The sequence below is a fragment of the Streptomyces sp. NBC_00554 genome, assembly GCF_041431135.1.
Classification (GTDB): Bacteria; Actinomycetota; Actinomycetes; order Streptomycetales; family Streptomycetaceae; genus Streptomyces.
Window position 1 is genome coordinate 5229404 of sequence record NZ_CP107799.1, and the last position, 20082, is coordinate 5249485.

The 20082-nt window shown below is 69.6% G+C and carries 21 protein-coding genes and 1 tRNA gene; 7 read left to right on the forward strand and 15 right to left on the reverse strand.

Going from position 1 to position 20082, the window contains the following annotated elements:
* Nucleotides 1–13: 13 nt before the first annotated feature.
* From OG266_RS22935 to OG266_RS22965, 7 genes are all read right to left on the reverse strand, one after another.
* Nucleotides 14–982 carry an RNA polymerase sigma factor SigF gene (locus tag OG266_RS22935; protein WP_371548139.1) on the reverse strand — a complete coding sequence of 323 codons (969 nt, stop codon included), beginning with the start codon at nt 980–982 and terminating at the stop codon, nt 14–16.
* A gap of 192 nt (nt 983–1174) precedes the next feature.
* A complete protein-coding gene (locus OG266_RS22940; protein ID WP_266458889.1) occupies nt 1175–1468 on the reverse strand; it encodes a Dabb family protein in 294 nt (97 codons plus the stop codon).
* A 25-nt stretch (nt 1469–1493) separates the two neighbouring features.
* Nucleotides 1494–1673 carry a hypothetical protein gene (locus OG266_RS22945; RefSeq protein WP_371548141.1) on the reverse strand — a complete coding sequence of 60 codons (180 nt, stop codon included), beginning with the start codon at nt 1671–1673 and terminating at the stop codon, nt 1494–1496.
* Between the two features lie 371 nt (nt 1674–2044).
* A tRNA-Ser gene (locus OG266_RS22950) sits at nt 2045–2129 on the reverse strand.
* Between the two features lie 87 nt (nt 2130–2216).
* The gene (tadA, locus tag OG266_RS22955; protein ID WP_266464028.1) at nt 2217–2648 is read right to left on the reverse strand and encodes a tRNA adenosine(34) deaminase TadA; all 432 of its coding nucleotides are present in this window, start codon (nt 2646–2648) and stop codon (nt 2217–2219) included.
* A gap of 82 nt (nt 2649–2730) precedes the next feature.
* Nucleotides 2731–3273: a hypothetical protein gene (locus tag OG266_RS22960; protein ID WP_329546720.1), complete on the reverse strand. Its 543-nt coding sequence runs from the start codon at nt 3271–3273 to the stop codon at nt 2731–2733.
* Nucleotides 3274–3652: 379 nt separating this feature from the next.
* A complete protein-coding gene (locus tag OG266_RS22965; protein ID WP_323178285.1) occupies nt 3653–3835 on the reverse strand; it encodes a hypothetical protein in 183 nt (60 codons plus the stop codon).
* A 138-nt stretch (nt 3836–3973) separates the two neighbouring features.
* Between OG266_RS22965 and upp the strand changes: the two genes are divergently transcribed.
* Nucleotides 3974–4609 carry a uracil phosphoribosyltransferase gene (upp, locus tag OG266_RS22970; RefSeq protein WP_266458900.1) on the forward strand — a complete coding sequence of 212 codons (636 nt, stop codon included), beginning with the start codon at nt 3974–3976 and terminating at the stop codon, nt 4607–4609.
* 53 nt (nt 4610–4662) lie between these two features.
* Here upp and OG266_RS22975 read toward each other — a convergent pair whose 3' ends face one another.
* Both OG266_RS22975 and OG266_RS22980 read right to left on the reverse strand, forming a co-directional pair.
* Entirely contained in the window at nt 4663–5313 is a 651-nt protein-coding gene (locus tag OG266_RS22975; RefSeq protein WP_371552911.1) for a LytR C-terminal domain-containing protein, read from the reverse strand.
* Between the two features lie 184 nt (nt 5314–5497).
* Nucleotides 5498–5794, reverse strand: a complete 297-nt coding sequence (locus OG266_RS22980; protein ID WP_003955420.1) for a type II toxin-antitoxin system VapB family antitoxin — start codon at nt 5792–5794, stop codon at nt 5498–5500.
* Nucleotides 5795–5899: 105 nt separating this feature from the next.
* Here OG266_RS22980 and OG266_RS22985 point away from each other — a divergent pair, with 105 nt between their 5' ends.
* The gene (locus OG266_RS22985; RefSeq protein ID WP_371548144.1) at nt 5900–7597 is read left to right on the forward strand and encodes a helicase HerA-like domain-containing protein; all 1698 of its coding nucleotides are present in this window, start codon (nt 5900–5902) and stop codon (nt 7595–7597) included.
* A gap of 60 nt (nt 7598–7657) precedes the next feature.
* On the opposite strand, the gene OG266_RS22990 is transcribed toward OG266_RS22985, so the two are convergent.
* The 4 genes from OG266_RS22990 to OG266_RS23005 form a co-directional block, all read right to left on the reverse strand.
* The gene (locus OG266_RS22990) at nt 7658–7807 is read right to left on the reverse strand and encodes a hypothetical protein (RefSeq protein WP_266458924.1); all 150 of its coding nucleotides are present in this window, start codon (nt 7805–7807) and stop codon (nt 7658–7660) included.
* Nucleotides 7808–7858: 51 nt separating this feature from the next.
* Nucleotides 7859–8161 (reverse strand): hypothetical protein, encoded by a 303-nt coding sequence (locus OG266_RS22995; RefSeq protein WP_371548146.1) that lies wholly within the window; start codon nt 8159–8161, stop codon nt 7859–7861.
* A 118-nt stretch (nt 8162–8279) separates the two neighbouring features.
* Complete coding sequence (locus tag OG266_RS23000) at nt 8280–8876, reverse strand: HdeD family acid-resistance protein (RefSeq protein WP_371548148.1); 597 nt, start codon at nt 8874–8876, stop codon at nt 8280–8282.
* Nucleotides 8877–9156: 280 nt separating this feature from the next.
* Entirely contained in the window at nt 9157–9750 is a 594-nt protein-coding gene (locus OG266_RS23005; protein WP_371548150.1) for an HhH-GPD-type base excision DNA repair protein, read from the reverse strand.
* Between the two features lie 178 nt (nt 9751–9928).
* On the opposite strand from OG266_RS23005, the gene OG266_RS23010 reads away from it, so the two are divergent.
* Genes OG266_RS23010 through OG266_RS23020 form a run of 3 tightly spaced genes read left to right on the forward strand, consistent with a single transcriptional unit; the run spans nt 9929 to nt 14503 of the window.
* Nucleotides 9929–12019, forward strand: a complete 2091-nt coding sequence (locus OG266_RS23010) for a penicillin acylase family protein (RefSeq protein WP_371548152.1) — start codon at nt 9929–9931, stop codon at nt 12017–12019.
* Entirely contained in the window at nt 12009–12629 is a 621-nt protein-coding gene (locus OG266_RS23015) for a GNAT family N-acetyltransferase (protein WP_371548154.1), read from the forward strand. The genes OG266_RS23010 and OG266_RS23015 overlap by 11 nt, the downstream gene beginning before the upstream one ends.
* A 56-nt stretch (nt 12630–12685) precedes the next feature.
* Complete coding sequence (locus OG266_RS23020) at nt 12686–14503, forward strand: copper resistance CopC/CopD family protein (protein ID WP_371548156.1); 1818 nt, start codon at nt 12686–12688, stop codon at nt 14501–14503.
* 14 nt (nt 14504–14517) lie between these two features.
* Here the strand turns inward: OG266_RS23020 and OG266_RS23025 are convergent, their stop codons facing one another.
* Nucleotides 14518–15444 carry an aldo/keto reductase gene (locus OG266_RS23025; protein WP_371548157.1) on the reverse strand — a complete coding sequence of 309 codons (927 nt, stop codon included), beginning with the start codon at nt 15442–15444 and terminating at the stop codon, nt 14518–14520.
* A 101-nt stretch (nt 15445–15545) separates the two neighbouring features.
* On the opposite strand from OG266_RS23025, the gene OG266_RS23030 reads away from it, so the two are divergent.
* Nucleotides 15546–16511 carry a helix-turn-helix transcriptional regulator gene (locus tag OG266_RS23030; RefSeq protein ID WP_371548158.1) on the forward strand — a complete coding sequence of 322 codons (966 nt, stop codon included), beginning with the start codon at nt 15546–15548 and terminating at the stop codon, nt 16509–16511.
* Nucleotides 16512–16877: 366 nt separating this feature from the next.
* Complete coding sequence (locus tag OG266_RS23035; protein ID WP_371548159.1) at nt 16878–18587, forward strand: carboxylesterase/lipase family protein; 1710 nt, start codon at nt 16878–16880, stop codon at nt 18585–18587.
* A gap of 8 nt (nt 18588–18595) precedes the next feature.
* Here the strand turns inward: OG266_RS23035 and OG266_RS23040 are convergent, their stop codons facing one another.
* Nucleotides 18596–19894, reverse strand: coding sequence for a glycosyltransferase (locus OG266_RS23040; RefSeq protein ID WP_371548161.1), 1299 nt, complete (start codon nt 19892–19894; stop codon nt 18596–18598).
* Nucleotides 19895–20082 lie beyond the last annotated feature (188 nt).

Here is a 20082-nt window from a genome sequence, read left to right on the forward strand (position 1 = left end):
TAGCTCTTACCGGTTACGCCTCGATCCTGTTTGCGGATCGAAGACGCGCGAAGCTACGGGCAAGCAGCCTTGACACATGCATCTGGGAGACTCCCAGTTCCGCGCTGATCTGTGACTGCGTCAAATTGCTGTAGTAGCGCAGCAGCAGGATTCGCTGTTCGCGCTCGGGCAGTTGTACGAGGAGGTGGCGTACGAGGTCGCGGTGTTCGACCCCGTCGAGGGCCGGGTCTTCGTAGCCGAGCCGGTCGAGCAGTCCGGGCAGCCCGTCACCCTCCTGGGCGGCTTCGAGGGAGGTCGCGTGGTACGAGCGTCCGGCCTCGATGCAGGACAGCACCTCCTCCTCGGAGATCCGCAGCCGCTCGGCGATCTCGGCGGTGGTGGGCGAACGCCCGAAGGCCGTGGTGAGGTCCTCCGTCGCGCTGTTCACCTGCACCCACAGCTCGTGCAGCCGACGCGGTACGTGGACGGTGCGCACGTTGTCGCGGAAGTACCGCTTGATCTCCCCGACCACGGTCGGCATCGCGAAGGTCGGGAACTGCACGCCGCGGTCCGGGTCGAAGCGGTCGATCGCGTTGATCAGCCCGATCGTGCCTACCTGGACGACGTCCTCCATCGGCTCGTTGCGGCTGCGGAAGCGGGCGGCGGCGTACCGGACGAGCGGGAGGTTGGCCTCGATGAGCGCGCCGCGCACGCGGTTGTGCTCCTTGGTGCCCGCCTGGAGCCCCTTGAGCTGGCCGAAGAGCACCTGCGTGAGGGCCCGGGTGTCGGCACCGCGGCGCCGTTCCGGGGCGACTTCCTGGGGCGGGTCCTGCACGACCACGACTTCTTGCGGCGGTGTCTGCGGGAGTGCCTGAGGCGGCGCCTGCAGGGGTGCCTGGAGGTGGGCTTGGGGCTGGTCTTGCGGCTGGGCCTGGGGCGGTGCTTGCGGAAGTGCCTGTAGCGGGGCTTGGGGCGGTGCTTGAGGCGCAGTACTGGCCGGCACGGTCAACTCCACCTCTATGATCCGTCAGATCCATCAACTCATCCGTCAAAAGCGGTCATAGCATCACAAGACATGTGCACTGTGTGCAAGCACCGCATAACGCCGTGTTGAACGAGATTTAGGGAGAGTTGGGGCATAGGACGCAAAAGAGCCCCTCGCCGGTTGCGGCGAGAGGCTCGGGGGCGCTACGGCTCAGAACGGATAGTCGGCGATCACCCAGGTCGCGAACTCACGCCACAGCGCGACGCCCGCCTGGTGCGCCGGGTGCTCCAAGTACCGCTTCAGCGCCTCGGTGTCGTCGACGGCGGAGTTGATCGCGAAGTCGTACGCGATGGGTCGGTCGGTGATGTTCCAGTCGCATTCCCAGAAGCGCAGCTCCGGGATCTGCTCGCCCAGCGCACGGAAGGCGGCGACGCCCTCGACGACGCGCGGGTCGTCACGCTCGACGCCCTCATTGAGCTTCAAGAGGACCAGATGGCGGATCACGGGCACTCCCTGGTGGCGCGGTGGTTCAGTTCTGGGCCCCGTCGGCGATCCACGACATGAAGTCGCCGATGCCCCGAGCTGCGTTCGATATGCCCTCGAACCCTATCTGGACGTAGTCGGCCGCCTTGGCCGGATCCGTGATGATCACGTAGACCACGAAGACCACGAGTACATAGACGCCTATCTTCTTTGAATTCACCGCCATCGCGGCCTCCCCTGTGATTGCTGCGCCCGGTGGGCGGCCGCCTGTTGACGGCGGCGAGTGTAACCTTCACGCCCCCTTTAAGGACCAACGGCCCGCTGGTCGAGGCCTTTTGCCGGGCCCTGCGGGCGCCCCGGGGGCGCACGATGGACAGTGCGCCCCGGCGGATCCGACAGGAGACCGCGGGGCCGGGACGGACCCCACTGCGGGGTCCACGCCGCAGGCTTCCCCCGAGACAGCGGCGCGGACCCGAGGGTCCCTCCCCATCGGGGGAGCGGCTTGCCCCCGAAAGCCGCTTCCCCCGGCCACTTCCTCCGTCATTTCCTCCCACGCACGCACGAAGGGCCCCGTCTCTCGACGGGGCCCTTCTCAAGCGGTAGCGGAGGGATTTGAACCCTCGGTGACTTGCGCCACACTCGCTTTCGAGGCGAGCTCCTTCGGCCGCTCGGACACGCTACCGAGAGAGACCTTACCCCAAGGTGGGGCGTGGTCAGAAATCCGTTTCCCGTACTCCCGGGACTCGGCGGGCACGGTCGGCGGGCAGGGTCAGCGGGCGCGGAAGAAGTCGGTGAGGACGCGCGCGCAGTCGTCCGCGAGGACGCCCTCGATCACCTCGGGCCGGTGGTTGAGACGGCGGTCGCGTACGAGGTCCCAGAGGGAGCCGGCCGCGCCCGCCTTCTCGTCGCGGGCGCCGTAGACCACCCGGTCCACCCGGGACTGCACGAGCGCGCCCGCGCACATGATGCAGGGCTCCAGGGTGACGACGAGCGTGCACCCGGACAGCCGCCACTCGCCCAGCTTGGCGGCGGCCCTGCGGAGCGCGAGAACCTCGGCGTGCGCCGTCGGATCGCCGGTCGCCTCGCGCTCGTTGTGCCCGGTCGCGAGCACCGTCGTACCGTCCGTGGACAGCACGACGGCGCCGACGGGAACATCCCCGCCCCGGACAGCCAGCTGGGCCTCGTCCAGGGCGAGCCGCATCGCGGCCCGCCAGCGGTCGCGTACCGGATCGGGTTGTGGAGTTTCCTTGGCTGTGCTCACCCGGGGAACCTAGCGGAGGAACCTAACGGACGGTCTCAAGGACCTCAGCCGCTCCCAGGGCGTCGGCGATCGTGCTGAGCGCGTCGCCTTCGTCCAGGGCGAGCAGTTCCTTCTCGCTCACACCGAGGTCGGCGAGGATGTCGCGGTCCCCGACGGGGCTGTGCGACACGGCCTCGCCGGAGGCGGCGGCTTCCTCGTCCTCCTCGTCGGAGTCCTCGGGTTCACCGTCCTCCGTGCCGTCCAGGTCCAGGGAGTCGAGGTCGGCGACATCGTCGTCGCCGGGCTCCCTTCCGAGCAGCTCGTCGGTGAGCAGGATCTCGCCGTACGAACTGCGGGCAGCCGCGGCGGCGTCCGAGACGTAGATACGAGGGTCCTCCTCGCCGTCCAGGCGGAGGACGCCGAACCACGCGTCCTCCTGCTCGATGAGTACGAGTACCGTGTCGGCCTCCTCCGAGGCTTCACGGGCCAGATCCGTCAGATCCGACAGGGTCTCCACATCGTCCAGCTCTGTGTCGCTCGCTTCCCACCCGTCTTCGGTGCGCGCGAGCAGTGCGGCGAAGTACACCGTGACTCTCCCACTGTCATAGGCGTGCCGGTTGGGGGTCCCCCCGGCGGAGGCTGTGGGCGGGGAGCGTTTCTCCGAGCCCCACCCACTCGGAATCGTGGCAGAAACAGAGCCTTCAGGGGACGTCTTCGGCCTGCTGTGTCTGCCTCTTTTGATCGCTAACAGCGGATCGTACGCGGCCGTCGGCACCACGTACGCACCTCCCCGCCTCACGGCGTGGGCGGCGCGCGGGCGGGTTACCTGCGGATGTCGCGCACCCGCACGGCGTGGCTGCCGGTGAATGGTGCGCAAGCACATGGTGCGGCTGCCGGTGAAGGGCGCGCAAGCACCTTGCGGGGCCCTCGGCGGATGCTGTGCGCGCGTGGCCGGTGGCTACCGGCTACCAGCGGAACGTGCGCATGCGCATGGCGTGGCGCAGGCGCGCGGTCTTGGCGCGGCGGGGCTGGACGCGGTCGCGCAGTTCGCGCGCCTCGGCCAGGTCGCGGAGGAACTGGGCGCGGCGCCTGCGGCGCTCGGCGTCCGTCTCCGGCCGCTCGGGAAACTCCTCTTCCACGTCTCGCACAGGCACACCACCCAAGGTCCGTCCCTCCCACTTTCCCCCTGATGAGCGGTTTGATGCCAGCGGACGGGTGACGGGGAACGCCGGACCGTACCCGGCGGGACAGTGGCGGGCGCCCGGAGCCCGGTTACTGTTGTGGACATGCGTCTCCACGTCGTCGACCACCCCCTGGTCGCCCATAAGCTCACCACTCTGCGCGACCTTCGCACCGACTCCGCGACCTTCCGGCGGCTCGCCGACGAGCTGGTCACCCTGCTCGCCTACGAGGCCACCCGGGACGTGCGCACGGAGCAGGTCGACATCGTGACCCCGGTCTCCCCGACCACCGGCGTCAAGCTCTCCTACCCGCGCCCCCTCGTCGTCCCGATCCTGCGGGCGGGCCTCGGCATGCTCGACGGCATGGTGCGGCTGCTGCCGACCGCCGAGGTGGGCTTCCTGGGCATGGTGCGCGACGAGGAGACGCTCCAGGCGTCCACGTACGCGACCCGCATGCCGGACGACCTCTCCGGCCGCCAGGTGTACGTCCTCGACCCGATGCTGGCCACCGGCGGCACCCTCGTCGCGGCGATCCACGAGCTGATCAAGCGCGGCGCCGACGACGTCACCGCCGTGGTGCTCCTCGCCGCCCCCGAGGGCGTCGAGCTCATGGAGCGCGAGCTGGCGGGCACGCCGGTGACGGTCGTGACCGCGTCGGTGGATGAGCGGCTCAACGAGCACGGCTACATCGTGCCGGGCCTCGGGGACGCGGGGGACCGGATGTACGGGGCTGCCGAGTAGGGACGTACGGGCTTACGTACGTAGGCACCTACGGGCCTACGTACGCAGGGACTTCAGCAGCTGTTCTTCGTGGCGGAGGGCGTCGGCTGGGGCTGGGCCAGGACGGCCAGCGCCTTGGCGGCGTCCTCCTTCGTTGTCAGGTTCTTGAAGCCGGTGCCGATGATCAGGTCGACCTGGTCGGCCTTCGCGCGGCCGTCGGTCTTCAGCTGGGCGCCGGAGAGCTGGGTGTTGAGCACCGGCAGCGCGGCCTGGGCGGCCGTCTTCGCGCCGAGCAGTATCCCCGCGCCCTCGACCTTCTTGTCGTACGTGTCCGTCGCGTTGCCCACGTCGCCGATCCGGAAGCCACGTTTCTTCAGCTCGTCGGCGGTCTCCTTGGCGAGCCCGCTGCGGGGCGTGGCGTTGAAGACGTTGACGGTGATCTGGCCGGGCTTGGGGAGGGCCTTGGCCTTGGCTGCGGTGGAGGTCGTCGACGTCGCGGAAGCGGTGGCCGAAGGGCTTGCCTTCGACGTGCAGTCCGCCTTCGGGCCCGCCGCCGCGGCCTTGTCGCCGCCGCCCGTGAAGACGTCGATGAGCTGGAGGGTTCCCCACCCGATCAGCCCGAGCGCGGTGACGGAGGCGAGGACCAGGAACGCGAGCCTGCGACGCCCCCGGGGTCGGCGCATCCGCGGGTATTTGTCCCCCGTGATCCGGTACTGGCCGCCCATGCCAGGGGGAGTGAGCATGCTCATGGGCGCAGCGTAGTGCGCCGCGGCGACGATAACTACTAGATGATCATTGTCCCGCGCTCAGTCCAACCCGAAAGGGTCAACAAAGCGGTGCCGGACCGGGTGCCGGTTCCGATTCGGTCCGGTTGTCCGTCCCGATTCGGGCCGGGTGCCGGGCCGGGTGTCAGCCCAGTTCCAGGACGCGCGCGTGCAGCACCTGGCGCTGCTGGAGCGCCGCGCGGACGGCGCGGTGCAGGCCGTCCTCCAGGTACAGGTCGCCCTGCCACTTCACGACGTGCGCGAAGAGGTCGCCGTAGAACGTGGAGTCCTCGGCGAGCAGCGTTTCCAGGTCGAGCTGGCCCTTGGTCGTCACCAGCTGATCGAGGCGGACCGGGCGCGGCGCGACATCCGCCCACTGCCGGGTGCTTTCCCGGCCGTGGTCGGGGTACGGCCGGCCGTTTCCGATGCGCTTGAAGATCACACGGAAAGCCTACCGGTCAAGACGTTCCGGGCGCAGCCTTGGCGGCGGAGTGCGACGCTGGAAAAGACGCCTTAAATCAGGGCAAACCGGGAACAGGGGCCTGATATGAGTGACAGCGAGACCGTACCTGCGGCCACTGCCGGGACCACGTCCGCGGCCGCCGCTGCTCAGACGGCGGGGAGCGCTCCCGCGACGGGCGGCAACTCCCCCGAGGTGATCGGCAGCGCCGTCGCTCTCCCCAAGGAAGTCCTGGAGATCGCCTCCGGGTATGCCTTCTCGGGGCCCGCCCTCGATCTCGGTGCCCTGCTCTGGGACGCGCGGTGCCTGCCGGACGTACAGATCCGCATCCCGCTTCCGATGCTGAACCGGCACGGTCTCGTCGCCGGCGCCACCGGTACCGGCAAGACCAAGACCCTCCAGCTCGTCGCCGAGCAGCTGTCGGCGCAGGGTGTGCCCGTTTTTCTCGCCGACATCAAGGGCGATGTCTCCGGGATCTCCGCGCCCGGTGTCCCGAACGACAAGGTTCAGGGGCGGGCCGCCGATGTGCATCAGGAGTGGGTGGCGACCGGGTTTCCGAGTGAGTTCTATGCGCTTGGAGGGATGGGGCACGGCATCCCCGTACGGGCCACGATCACGAGCTTCGGGCCGGTGCTGCTTTCCAAGGTGCTCCAGCTGAACCAGACCCAGGAGCAGTCGCTCGGGCTGATCTTCCATTACGCCGACCAGAAGGGCCTGGAGCTCGTCGATCTGAAGGACCTTCGCGCGGTCGTCACCTTTCTGACCTCGGACGAGGGCAAGGCGGAGCTGAAGGGGATCGGCGGGCTCTCGACCGCGACGGCGGGGGTGATCCTGCGGTCCCTCACCGCCTTCGAGGCGCAGGGCATGAGCCCCTTCTTCGGGGAGCCGGAGTTCAACACGGGTGAGCTGTTGCGGGTGGCGGGGGACGGGCGGGGTGTTGTGTCCGTGCTGGAGCTGCCTGAGGTGCAGGACAAGCCGCAGCTCTTCTCGACGTTTTTGATGTGGCTGCTTGCCGATCTGTTTCACGACCTTCCTGAGGTCGGCGACTCCGAGAAGCCGAAGCTCGTGTTCTTTTTCGACGAGGCCCACCTTCTTTTCAACGATGCGTCGAAGGCCTTCCTGGACTCCATCACGCAGACCGTCCGCCTCATTCGCTCGAAAGGGGTCGGCGTCTTCTTCGTGACGCAGACCCCGAAGGACGTCCCCGCCGATGTTCTCGGCCAGCTCGGCAACCGCGTCCAGCACGCGTTGCGGGCCTTCACACCGGACGACCAGAAGGCGCTGAAGGCCACGGTGAAGACCTTCCCGAATTCGCCGTACGACCTTGAGGAGGTCCTCACCGGGCTCGGCACCGGCGAGGCCGTGATCACCGTACTGAGCGAGAAGGGTGCGCCCACGCCGGTCGCGGTGACTCGGCTGCGGGCGCCGGAGTCGCTGATGGGGCCCGTCGACGCGGGGGCGCTCGACGCGGCCGTGAAGGGGTCGTCGTTGTACGGGCGGTATGCGCAGGCGGTGGATCGTGAGTCCGCGTACGAGAAGCTCACGGTGGCGGAGGCTGCGCGTGCGTCTGCGGCGGCGGGGCAGTCTGCCTCGCGTGAGCCGGCGGCTCCCGGAGCCGCGTCGGCGCCCGCCAAGGGGCGGGGTAAGGCTCCCAAGGAGGATGCCTCCGTTGTCGAGCAGGTCGTTGGCAGCGGCATGTTCAAGTCGCTTGCGCGGTCGGTGGGGACGCAGATCGGGCGGGAGATCACTCGGTCGTTGTTCGGGACGGCTCGGCGTAAGCGGTAGGGCTGCCGGCCCGGGTCGCCGTGCGGGGTGGCCGCCCCGGGAGGGCGGCCACCTTTCTGGTTAGTCGGTTCCGGTCTTCTTCGGGGCAGGAACCTCGGAACTCAGTGGTTTCTGGTCGGCCGGGCCTCGGCGGGGTTCCGGCTTGGGTGCGTTGCGTACGGCGTCTGCGCGCAGCAGGGCGCGCAGGACCGCGTACGGGTCCTTGGGCATGGGGGTGTCCTTGTGGTCGCTGGTGAGTTACGGGTCCGGAGGCCGGGTCCGTCAGCAGCGCAGGACCATGCAGCGCAGCGCGTGCAGGGTGGGCGAGGGGGTCGGCGGGGCGGGTGCGGGGGCGGTGTGCGGCCTCGGGTCCGGGTGCTCCGACCTGGCACGGGGTGCTGGGCGCAGGGGGGTTACGGGGCGGTGTCCCTGGCGGGCGGGTGGGCGCAGGGCCGTGTCGAGTACGTCGTGTTCGGTGGCCGGGGCCTCCGTGGTGACCGTGGTGGGGGTCGCGGTGAGCGCGGCGGGGTGCGGGGTGGTCGCGAGGATCGCGACGACCAGGAGGACCAGCACCCGTAGCTTCATGTCACGTCATGTCCCCGTCGGGGGCCGGTGGTTCATCTGGTGGGGGTGAGATCCGCCCTCTTGGCGTATGGGGCGGGCGTGGAGTTGACGGCGTGCGGTGCGTGTGTGCGTTGGGGCGTCAGGCGGTGCGGGGGACGTAGTGGGCGCGGTTGCGGATCCGGAACGCGGTGATGATCTCGGTGATGCCGACCGCGAGGAGCCAGCAGCCGCCCACCAGGGTGAGGACCGCGACCGACTCGAAGGGCGACACGATCAGGACGATCCCGGCGAGGAAGCTCACGATGCCCAGGAAGATCTGCCAGCCACGGGCCGGTGCGCCCGGGTCGGAGGCGGCGGCCAGGGTCTGGGTGATCCCGCGGAACAGCCAGCCGATGCCGATCCACAGGGCGAGTAGCAGGATCGACTGCATCGCGCCTCGGAAGCAGAACAGGCCCAGCAGAATGGACAGGGTGCCGCTGATGAAGGCCATCACCCGGAGAGACGTCGCCACGTGTGTGCCGAAGGCGGCGACCAGTTGCAGCACGCCGCTGAAGAGCAGGTAGAGGCCGAAGAGGACGCCTGCCGCCCGGAGTGAGGCGCCCGGCCAGACCAGCACCATGACGCCCAGCGCGAGGGCCGCGATTCCGGCTACCAGGACCGCTTGCCAGGCGCTGCGGGTGAGGAGGTGCAGGGGGCCTTCGAGGGGGGTGGGGGGCGCGTCTCTTTCCTCGGTCATGTCTCATGCTCGCGACGGCTTGAGGGGGCTTGCCACCGGGGTGGTCCGAGTGGTGTACGCGGCGGGCGCTGGCGGTGGACGCGGCGGGTGCTGCCGGTGGACGCCGCGGGTGCTGCCGGTGGGTGGGTCGGGGGCGCGCCGGTACATCCGCCCGCATCCGAACGGATCGACTGTGGGTGATTGGTGAACCTGTGTTCCGGATCCGTTCGGATGCGGGCATTTGATGTACCGACACGCCCCCTTCCGTCGTCGGCCGGCTGCGGGGGCGTGGGGGCGTGCGTTATTTGCCGGAAGCCTTTGCTGCCTTTGCCGCTGCCTTCATCTCCTGTTTGTGGGCTCGGACCTTGGTCAGGGAGTCGGGGCCCGTGATGTCGGCCACTGAGCGGAAGGAGTTCTGTTCGCCGTAGGGGCCCGCGGACTCGCGCCAGCCCTTGGGGTGTACGCCGAGTTGTTTGCCCAGGAGGGCCAGGAAGATCTGGGCCTTCTGGGGGCCGAAGCCGGGGAGATCCTTGAGGCGTTGGAGGAGTTCGTCGCCTGTGGTGGCGTCTTTCCAGACGGTGGCGGCGTCTCCGTCGTAGTGCTCCACGAGGTACTGGCACAGCTGCTGGATGCGCTTGGCCATGGAGCCGGGGTAGCGGTGTACGGCCGGCTTGGTGGAGAGGATGGTGGCGAAGGCCTCCGGGGCGTACGTGGCGATCTCGTGGGCGTCCAGGTCGTCCCGGCCCATGCGCTGGGCGATCGTGTACGGGCCCGCGAACGCCCACTCCATCGGAACCTGCTGGTCCAGGAGCATCCCGACGAGGGCGGCGAGCGGACTGCGTCCGAGGAGTTCGTCGGCTTCGGGCTGCTGGGCCAGGTGAAGGGTCGCGTCCATGGACCGATGATCCCGCTTACGGGGGCAGGTCGCGCGCCAGTAGCCCAGTGTGTGCATCCGTCGGCAGGACCGCGCCCTCCCAGCCGTGCCCCTGGTTCATGCCGTCTCCGCCCCTCCCGTACGATTTCTCCCCAAGGGAAGTTAGGTTAGCCTAACCTGGAGTTAGTGGGGATTTGCCGTGACCGTCGAGATCTACCGTGACGCCTGGGGAATCCCGCACCTGCGTGCCGACAGCGCACTCGAACTCGCCCGCGCCCAGGGCCGTATCACCGCCGTGGACCGGGCCTGGCAGCTGGAGGTCGAGCGGCACCGCTCCCAGGGCACGTCCGCCGCGTTCCTCGGTGCCGAGGCCGTCGCCTGGGACCGGTTCGCTCGCCAGGCCCGCCTCGACGACACCGCCAGACGCTGTTTCGCCGCCCTGGAGAGACGCGATCCCGAGACCGCCGCGTGGGTCGTCTCGTACGTGGACGGCGTCAACGAAGGGCTGGGGGATGGGCTTGGGGCCGGTGGGCGGCGGGCGCCTGAGTTTGCGGAGAGCGGGCTTGTTCCCGGGCGTTGGGAGCCCTGGACTCCGCTCGGTGTCTGGCTTGCCACGCACATCCTTTTTGCAGGGTTCCCGGCCAAGCTTTGGCGCGAGGAGGTCGTGCGGCGGCTCGGTGTCGAGGCCGTGGGGCTCTTCGCCACCGACGGGACCGGTACCTCCGGCAGCAACGGCTGGCTGGTGAGTGGCGCGCGTACGGTCACCGGGCACGCGGTCATCGGTGGCGACCCCCACCGGTTCATCGAGGACCCCGGCGTCTATCAGCAGATCCATCTGGCCTGCCCCGAGTTCGACGTCGTCGGCCTCGCCGTTCCCGGCGTCCCGGGCATCGCGCACTTCGCCCACACCGGCCATGTCGCCTGGGCGATCACTAACGCCATGGCCGACTATCAGGACCTCTACCGGGAGCGGTTGCGGGTGGTCGGCTCCTCGTCGTCCGTCGAGGCGCTCGGGGCCGATGGTGAGTGGCGGGTCGCGGCTCGGCATGTGGAGCGGGTGGAGGTGGCCGGGGGTGAGTCCGTCGAGGTCGAGGTGATCGAGACGGAGCGGGGGCCCGTGGTCATCGGGGGAGCTGGTGAGGATGAGGTCATCAGTCTTCGTTATCCGCCTCGCGTTTCCGAAGATCTTGGTTTCAGTGCGCTGCTTCCGCTTCTTCGGGCTCGTGAAGTCGCCGATGTGGACCGGGCGTTCGACCTCTGGGCCGAGCCCGTGAACGTCGTCCAGGCCGCGGACACGGCGGGCGGGTTGCTGCACCGGGTCGCGGGACGCGTGCCCGTGCGGAGTGAGCGCAATCGGACGAGGGTCGTCGACGCCTGGGAGGAGGGGAGGGAGTGGCAGGGCTGGCATGCGATGCCCCGGGTGGGTGTGAGTGGGATTGCTGTCATGGCCAATCAGCGGGGGCTGGCGGAGGAGCTTGGGGTTGAGTTCGCTGCGCCGCATCGGGCCGCGCGTATTCGCGAACTTCTTGTGTCCCGGGCTGAGTGGGCTGCCTCTGATATCGCTGCCATTCATGTGGACACTCATCTCGCCTCGGCTGCCGTCCTGTTGGGGCATCTCGAGGGTGGGGGTGGTCAGCGGCTGAGTCCGGAGGGGGGTGCGTTGCGGGATCAACTGCTCGCCTGGGATCGGCGGATGGATGCCGGCAGTGTCTCCGCTGGGGTGTACGCGGCGGTTCGTAGCGCTGTTGTGCGGCGGCTTGCGGCGGAGCCGGCGCTCGCCGTTCTTGCCGAGCCGCCTGCGTATCCGGAGGTCTTTCTTCCCTGGCTCGCTCTCACTCCGCGTATCGGCTTTGCCCTCGAAAACCTTTTGGGGGTCGAGGAGTTGTACGGCATCGATCGCACCGCGCTTGTCTGTGCTGCGGTCGAGGAGGTGGCCGCCGGCTGGACGCCGCGTGCCTGGGGGGACACGCACCGGCTCGCGCCCTGGCGGGCGCTCGCGGGGAGTGCCTACGACGAACCTGGGCTCTCGGGTGACCACGACTGCGTGCTGTGCACCTCGGCGGTGCCCGGGGTGACCGACCTCGCCGCGCGCGGTCCTGCCGCCCGTTACGTATGGGATCTGGCCGACCGGGACCGGAGTCTCTGGGTGGTGCCGCTCGGTGCCGACGGTGTTCCGGGGGCCGCCCACCATCGTGACCAACTCCCTTTGTGGGTCGAGGGAGTTCTCGCCCCGGTCATCACGGACTGGGACAAGCTGGCCCAGGGGAACAAGGAGAACCATGACCACTGAGTCGTACGCACCCGCCCGCGTCGCCCTTCACGAGCAGGTCATCGACGGGGTCGGGACCGTCCGCATCCTGCGCGTCGACCCGCACGCCGACCTGGATGTCATCCACGGCTGGGTGAGTGAGGAGCGGGCCAGGTTCTGGGGCATGAACGGGCTCAGCAGGGAGCAGGTGCTGGAGACCTACGTCCATCTGGACTCGCTCGACACCCACCATGCCTTCCTCGCGGTCAAGGACGGTGAACCGGCCGCGCTCTTCCAGTCGTACGAGCCCGAGGCCGACCGTGTCAGCGAGTGCTACGACGTCGAGGAGGGGGATATTGGGATCCATCTGCTGATCGGGCCCCCTGGGCCCGGCGGGGGGCGGCTGCCGGGCTGGTCGGCCGCGCTGCTGACCGCGTTCACCACGTTCGTGCTGGTCGGCCTGGACCGGCGGCGGGTCGTCGTCGAGCCCGACGCGCGCAACACGAAGGCCATCTCCCGGCTGACCCGGCAGGGATTCGTCCCGGGGCCGGAGATCGTGTTGCCCGAGATCGATCTGCCCGAGGTGTACCTGCCCGAGAAGCGTGCCCGGCTCGCCTTCCTGACGCGAGAGACGCTCTTGGGGAGGGCTTGAAGCGGGGCGGGTGAGCACTGCGTCGCTTTCGTCCGTACGTATCCGAGACTGAGCGAATGCGGATACGGAGACGGTACGTGAGCGGACAGCGAGCGCGACGGCACATCGTCCGGGGACTGGCGCTGCTGGGTACCGTGCTGGTCCTGGTGCTTTTCGGCGGGGTGGGCGGTGCGTCCGCGCACGCCGCCCTGACCGGCACCGATCCGCAGGACGGCAGCGTGGTGAAGGAGGCGCCCACGCAGATCACGCTGACGTTCACCGAGTCCGTCGGCCTCCTCGACGACTCCTTCCGCGTGATCACCCCGGAAAACCGGCGCGTCCACACGGGCAAACCGGCGCACGTCGGGGACCGCGCCAACACCGCTTCGGTGAGCCTGCCGGACGGCATGGGCACCGGCACCTTCACCGTGGCCTGGCGGGTCGTATCGGCGGACAGCCACCCGGTCTCCGGCGCCTTCACCTTCTCCATCGGCAAACCCTCCGCGACCGCCGCCGCCCTGCCCACCGCATCCGCCGAGGACACCGTCGCGGGCAACCTCTACGACATCACCCGCTACATCGCGTACGGCGGTCTCGCCGTACTCATCGGCGCTGCCGTCTTCGTCCTGGCCTGCGGATACCCGGGCAGCGTGCACCGCCTGCTGCTGGCCGGCTGGTGGACGCTGCTCGTCTCCACCCTCGCCCTGCTCCTCCTGCGCGGCCCGTACGAACGGGGCAGCGGGCTCTCCGCAGCCATCGATCCGGCCGTCCTGCGCGAGACGCTGACGAGCAGGCCCGGCATCGCGCTGGTGGCACGGCTGGTGCTGCTGGGCGCGGTGGCCTTCTATCCCGTACGAGCACGGGAGCGCGGGCGGGTCGTGGGGGCACTGGGCGGGCTGCTCGCCCTCGGCCTCGCGGTCACCTGGGCCGCCGCCGACCACGCCTCCGCCGGGATCCAGGTCCCCGTGGCGATGGTCTCCTCCGTACTGCACCTGCTCGCCATGGCCGTCTGGCTCGGCGGCCTGACCGCCCTGCTCACCGCGCTCTACCGCCCGGCCGAACCGGTCCCGGCGGCCGTCGTCACCCGCTTCTCCCGGCTCGCCCTCACCTCGGTCGCCGTCCTCGCCGTCACCGGCGTCTACCAGTCCTGGCGCGGCCTCGGCTCCTGGGACGCCCTGACGTCCACGTCGTACGGCCGCCTTCTCGTCGTCAAGCTGTGCGCGGTGCTGCTTCTGCTGGTGGGGGCCGGGTATTCGCGGCGCTGGACGGGGCGGCTGGCCGTGACCGCCGTGACGGCCCCGGTGGTGGTGCGGGAGCGGGTGCCGGAAGTGGTCGGGGCGCCGGGGGTGCCGGGTGACTCCAAGGACGTACGAGCCGATGTGGCGGGGGAGGCGGTGGCCGAGGCCGGTCCGTATCGGCGGGGGCTGCGGCGGTCCGTGCTTGCCGAGGTCAGCGTCGGGATCGTGGTCCTCGTGGTCACTACCTTGCTGACCGGTACGCAGTCGGGGCGGGCGGCCACCGAGTCGGCGGCCGCGGTCAGCGCGGCGGAGCAGCCCACCGGGTCTTCGACGCTGATTCCCTTCGACGTCGGTACGCCCGGGGGGCGCGGCAAGGTCCAGATCGAGCTGGCGCCCGGCCGGGTGGGCGAGAACTCCGTGCAGGCCGTGATCTTCGGGCCCGACGGCGGGATCGCCACCGTCCCCGAACTGCGCCTGACATTCTCGCTGCCGAAGCAGGACGTCGGCCCGATCGACGCCCAGCTCACGGACAAGGGCGGCTACTGGGCCACCGACGGCCTCACCCTTCCGCTGGCCGGCACCTGGACGATGAAGGCCACGGTGCGGACGACTGACATCGACCAGGTCACGGTGTCGAAGACCGTGAACATCGGCTAGTACTGGTCCGCCGCTCACTTCTCAGGGGTCAGGTCGGTGATCGACCGGATCTCCTCGGGGGTCAGTTCGAGGTCCTGTGCGGCGAGGTTCTCCTGGACGTGCTTGATGCTGGTGGTGCCGGGAATCGGCATGACCGCGGGTGAGCGGGCGAGCAGCCAGGCGAGTGCGATCTGGGAGACCGTCGCGTCGTACCGGGCGGCGATGGGGCCGAGGACGTGTCGGACCGTTTCCGGGCCGTCGGTGTCCGTGGGGGTGCCGGGCCGGGTGAGGGAGACCGGCTGCCAGGGGACGAAGACGGCGCCGGCTTCGACGGTCGCGTCGAGCAGAGCGGCCTCGTGGCGGTCGACGACGTTGAAGTGGGCGGTCACGGCCGTGATTTCGGTGATCTCTCGCGCCGCACGGAGTTGTTCGGTGGTGACGTTCGACAGGCCGATGTGCCGGATCACGCCCTGTCGGCGCAGCTCGGCGAGGGTGCCGACCTGGTCCTCGAACGAGGCGTCCTGCGCCCAGCCGCTGTGCAGGTAGTACAGGTCGATCCGCTCGACGCCGAGGCGCCGCGCGCTCAAGTGGGCGCACTGGCGGAGGTAGTTGGCGTTGCCGACCGCGTCGATCGAGGAGAGGTCGAGGCCACCGCGTACGAAGCCGCCCTTGGTGGCGATCACCAGGTCCTCGGGGTAGGGGTGGAGCGCTTCGCGGATCAGTAGTTCGTTGGTGTGCGGGCCGTAGACGTCGGCGGTGTCGATCAGGGTCACGCCCGCCTCGACCGCCTCGCGCAGGAGCGTGATCCCGCTGTCGCGGTCGGGGTACTCGCCCCAGAGGTGGGTGCCGGTGAGGCGCATCGCACCGTAGCCGACGCGGCCGGTTCTGAGGTCGCCGCCGAGGGTGATGGGTGCGTGGCCTGGCGTGTGTCCCGTTGTGTGTTCTGGCGTGTGTTCTGTCATGCGTCCACCGTTGTGCCGTGGGGGTGGGGGGTGCCAGGGAGGGTGCTGCCTATGCGGATCAGTACCAGGCACGGGGGCGGGGTACGGCGGACACTGGAGGTATGGAGCAGCATGGTGGCGCATCTTCCGGCGGCCGGTCCGGTGGTCCTTCCACTGGTCCTTCCACTGGTCCGTCCAGTGGTCTGTCCAGTGGTCTGTCCGGCGGCAACGAGCTGGGCGACTTCCTGCGTGCCCGCCGTGCCGCGCTCGATCCGCGCCGGGCGGGTGTGCCGGACGACGGGCGGCTGCGCCGGGTGCCGGGCCTGCGCCGGGAGGAGCTGGCCCAGCTCGCGCACGTGAGCATCGACTACGTCGTACGGCTGGAGCAGGGCCGGACCCGCCGGGCGTCCCGCCCGGTCCTCGACGCGCTCGCGGACGCGCTGGAGCTCGCCCCGGACGAGCGCGCGTACCTCTTCGCCGTGGCCGATGTGACGCAGGCCGCCCCCGCGCGGCAGCCGGCCGGGGCGGGGGCACCTCCCGGGGGGAGGGTCGGCCGGCCGCTGCTGCAACTGCTCGACGGCATGCGCGACATCCCCGCGATGGTTCTGAACCGCCGTATGGACGTGCTGGCCTGGAACAAGGCGGCCACCGCCCTGCTGACCGACTTCGGCGCGCTGCCCCCGGCCGAGCGGAACCTGATCCGGCTGACCTTCCTCGACGACGCCTTCCGGGCCCTGTACGCGGACTGGCCGCGCGCGGCTCGTGAGTGCGTGGCGGTGCTGCGGATGGAGGCGGGCCGGCACCCCGAGGACCAGGCGCTGGCCGCGCTGGTGGGCGAACTGAGCGTGCGGGACCCGGACTTCAGGAACTGGTGGGGCAGCCACCTGGTGCGCGGCCCCCGGCAGCTCACCAAGACCTACCACCACCCGGTCGCGGGCCCACTCACCCTCGACGTCCAGCAGCTCTCCGTCGACACCCAGCCCGACCAGCGGCTCGTCGCCTACACCGCTCCGCCCGACTCCCCGTCCCAGGAGGCCCTGCGCTTCCTCCTCCAGTGGTCGGCCCGCAGCGCCGCCGGAACCAACTGACCGGGGCCGCAAGGGTCTTGACCGCCTTGGCCGCATGAACCGTCAAGCCGTACGGCATGTGACGGCATGCAACCTAAGTTTCACGGTTGAAAGCTGTGAGTCACCACCGGGCTACTTGCCGCTCCCCGAGGCCGGGCACAGCATGAGGCGACTGATTCGCGGGCGGTCCGCGCACAGGGCCTTGACCTGCGAAGAGTCGATCCGTCGTGTCTGCGAACGGCCTGTTCGCCGTGTCTGCGGACGGTCCGTCCGATGTGTCTGCGGACGGTCTGTCCGATGTGTCTGCGGACGGCCCGCCCGTCCTGCACGTGAATGGCCCGCCCGTTGCGCACGAGAACGGCCCACCCCCCTCGATCGGGAGACCCTGTGAGCTTACGAAACGTCCCTTCCCCGAACCCCGCTGCCGTCCCGGCGCTCGGCCGCCGCGGTTTCCTCGGCCGTACCGCCGGTGTCGCAGCCGGCGCAGCGCTCCTGGGCGGTGTGGAAACCGGCCCCGCCTCGGCCGCTTCCCGCACCGTCGGCAGCGACGCCGGGCCGCCGGTGCGTACGGAGTCCGGCCTGGTGACCGGTGTTCAGGCCGCACTCGACGGCGTCACCGTCTACAAGGGAATCCCCTACGCGGCCTCCACCGCCGGGGAGAACCGCTGGCGCGCGCCGCGCCTCGCACCGTCCTGGAAGGGCATCCGCAAGGCGGACACCTGGGGTGCGGCATGCCCGCAGCCCGTCTCGGGCATAGCCGCCGACAAGGTGCCCCCGCTGAGCGAGGACTGCCTGAACCTCAACATCTGGACGGGCGAGGCGAGTTCGCGTGCGCGCCGCCCGGTCTTCGTGTGGATCTACGGTGGGCGCAACACCGCCATGTGGGCCTCGCAGCCGGTGTACGACGGTGCCAACCTGGCGGACAAAGGCGTGGTCGTCGTCACCTTCAACCACCGCGTCGGCGCCTTCGGTAACCTCGCCCACCCCGGCCTGAGCGCCGAGTCCGGACACGGCGGCTCCGGCAACTGGGGTGTGCTGGACACGGTGGCGGCGCTGAAGTGGATCCGGCGGAACATCGCCGCGTTCGGCGGGGACCCGGACCGGGTGACCATCGGCGGCTGGTCGCACGGCTCGTCGTTCGTCAACATCTCGATGATCTCCCGGCTGCCCCGGGGCCTGTACCACCGGGCTCTGCTGGCCGCCGGGGTGCAGTACACCAAGGACCCGGCGCTCGGCCATGTGGCGGGCGGCTACAGGACGCTGGCCGCCGCCGAGGCCAACGGCACCGCGTTCGCGGCGTACATGGGCGCCTCCTCGACGGACGGACTGCGGGCGCTGTCCGCGGCCGAGATCGTGTCCAAGGTCTACGCGGACGACGCTCCGTCCGCCGGCACCGACTTCGGCAACGTCCTCGACGGGTACGTACTGCCGACCTCGTACACCGAGGCCATGGAGTCCGGCGCCGAGGCCGATGTGCCGGTCCTCACCGGCAACAACAAGGACGAGAACGGTGCGTCGCCCAACCTGAAGATGACGGTCGCCCAGTTCCAGGCGTACGCCGAGTCCGAATTCGCCGACCGGGCACCGGAGTTCCTCGCCCTCTACCCGGCCGCCACCGACGAGGAGGCGGCGGAGCAGTACAACAACTACGCGCGCGACGAGGAACGCGTCTCGACCTTCCTGTGGGGCACGCAGTTCAAGGAGACCGCCGCGAACAGGAGCCCGGTCTACAACTACTGGTGGACGCACGTCCCACCGGGCTCCGACACCACCAACCCGATCGAGCCCGCGAACGGCGCGGGCGCCTACCACGGCGCCGAGAAGTACTACCTCTTCGGGAACCTCTACGGCACCGACCGCCCGTGGACGGAAGCGGACCACGCCATCGCCGACACCACGTCCTCGTACGTGGCCAACTTCTGCGCCACCGGCAACCCCAACGGCCGCCACTCCCTGCCGGCGTGGCCTGCCCTGCGTACGTCGAAGCCGTTGTCGATGGAGCTCGGGGACGGCTTCGCCCCCGTTCCGGCGGCGGACAGCGACGCCAAGTACGCCTTTCTGAAGGACTACTTGGAGTCGCGGCCGACGGAGTACTGACCCGTCGTTCAGTTCCCTGTGTGGGCGCGCAGCCTTCGCCTGAGGGCGCCCAGTGTGCGGCGCGCCTTGGAGACGGTCGCGCCGGCGAGGTCGCCGGCGGTGTGTACGGCCGCGCTCAGGAAAGCGGTGGCGGGCTGCCTGGGTGTGGTTCCGCCGTCGCGCGCGTCCAGGAGTTCCTGGAAGAGGGCGGCACACTGTGCGGCGATCGGCTCGGGGTCGTACCGCATGCCCTTCGACAGGGCTTCCCGGCCCATGAGTTGGCGCCGTTCCGGGTCGTCGATCAGTTCCAGGAGCGCTTTGGCCAGGGCGTCGATGTCGCCGGGCGGCACCAGCAGGCCGTCCACCCCGTGGGTGATGATCTCGCGCGGGCCGTGCGGGCAGTCGGTGCTCACCACGGGCAGACCCACCCGCATGGCCTCGACGATGGCCATGCCGAAGGACTCCATCCGTGAGGACAGCACCAGGATCGACGCCTTGGCCATCTCCGGTTCGACGGGGGTGACGTTGCCCAGGAAGGTGATGCTGTCGGTGAGCCCCAACTTCTTCACCAGTGATTTCAGTTCGCGGTCCTGCGGCCCGATGCCGCAGATCCGCAGTCCCCAGTCCGGGCGCTCGGCCACGACCTGTGCGAAGGCCCCGATCAGGTCCTGGTAGCGCTTCACCGGAGCGGTCCGGCCGACCGCGATGATCTGCGGGGCGGAGCCGTCGGAGGGGGCGATGCCCGGATCGGGGATGCTGTTGGGGAGGGTGGAAATCCGTACGCCCGGCAGCCACATCCGCCTGCGGTACGCCTCGGCATCGGCGTGGGTGGTGGTGGTCACCGCGTCGAGCCGGCGGTACACGCGGCGCAGCGTGAGGTTGAGCTGGGACGGGTGGGCGTCGAGCGACAGGTGTTCCTGGCCGACCTTTATGACGTGGGCCGGGGCCTGGCGGGCGATGTGCACGTTGAGTCCGGGGCGGGTGCCGACGACGACGTCGGTATCCAGTTCGGCGAGGAATTCGCCGATTCGCCGGTCCGTCAAAGCGCTGTACTGGTGATGCCGGTGGTCGCTGCGGGGGAAGTCGTCGGCGGGGAGCTCGAATTCAGGGTGTTCGCCGTCATATCCGGGGCTCTTCTTGTCGGTGTCGACGAGATGCCGGAGGTGTACGCGTTTGTCATAGGTGAAGCGGGGGATTTTGCGATGCCGAAAGACCGACACCACCTCCACCTCGTGACCCAACTCGGCAAGCGCGCCTGAGAGGTTGCAGGTCGTGCGGATCGTCCCGCCGACGCCGTAACCGTTGTGGATCAGAAAAGTGACGCGCATACGCGTAGTTCCCCCGTTGAATCCGTGCTCCCCGCAGGCTTCACGCCCGCCCCCGAACGTTGGATCTTAGCGCGGCCTGTGGGGTATCTGTTCGTGAGCGATCTGCCCGCGAATGTTCTGCCCTCGAATGTTCTGTTCGTGAGTTTTCTGTTCTTGAGGGTTCTGTTCTTGAGGGTTCTGAAAGGGGC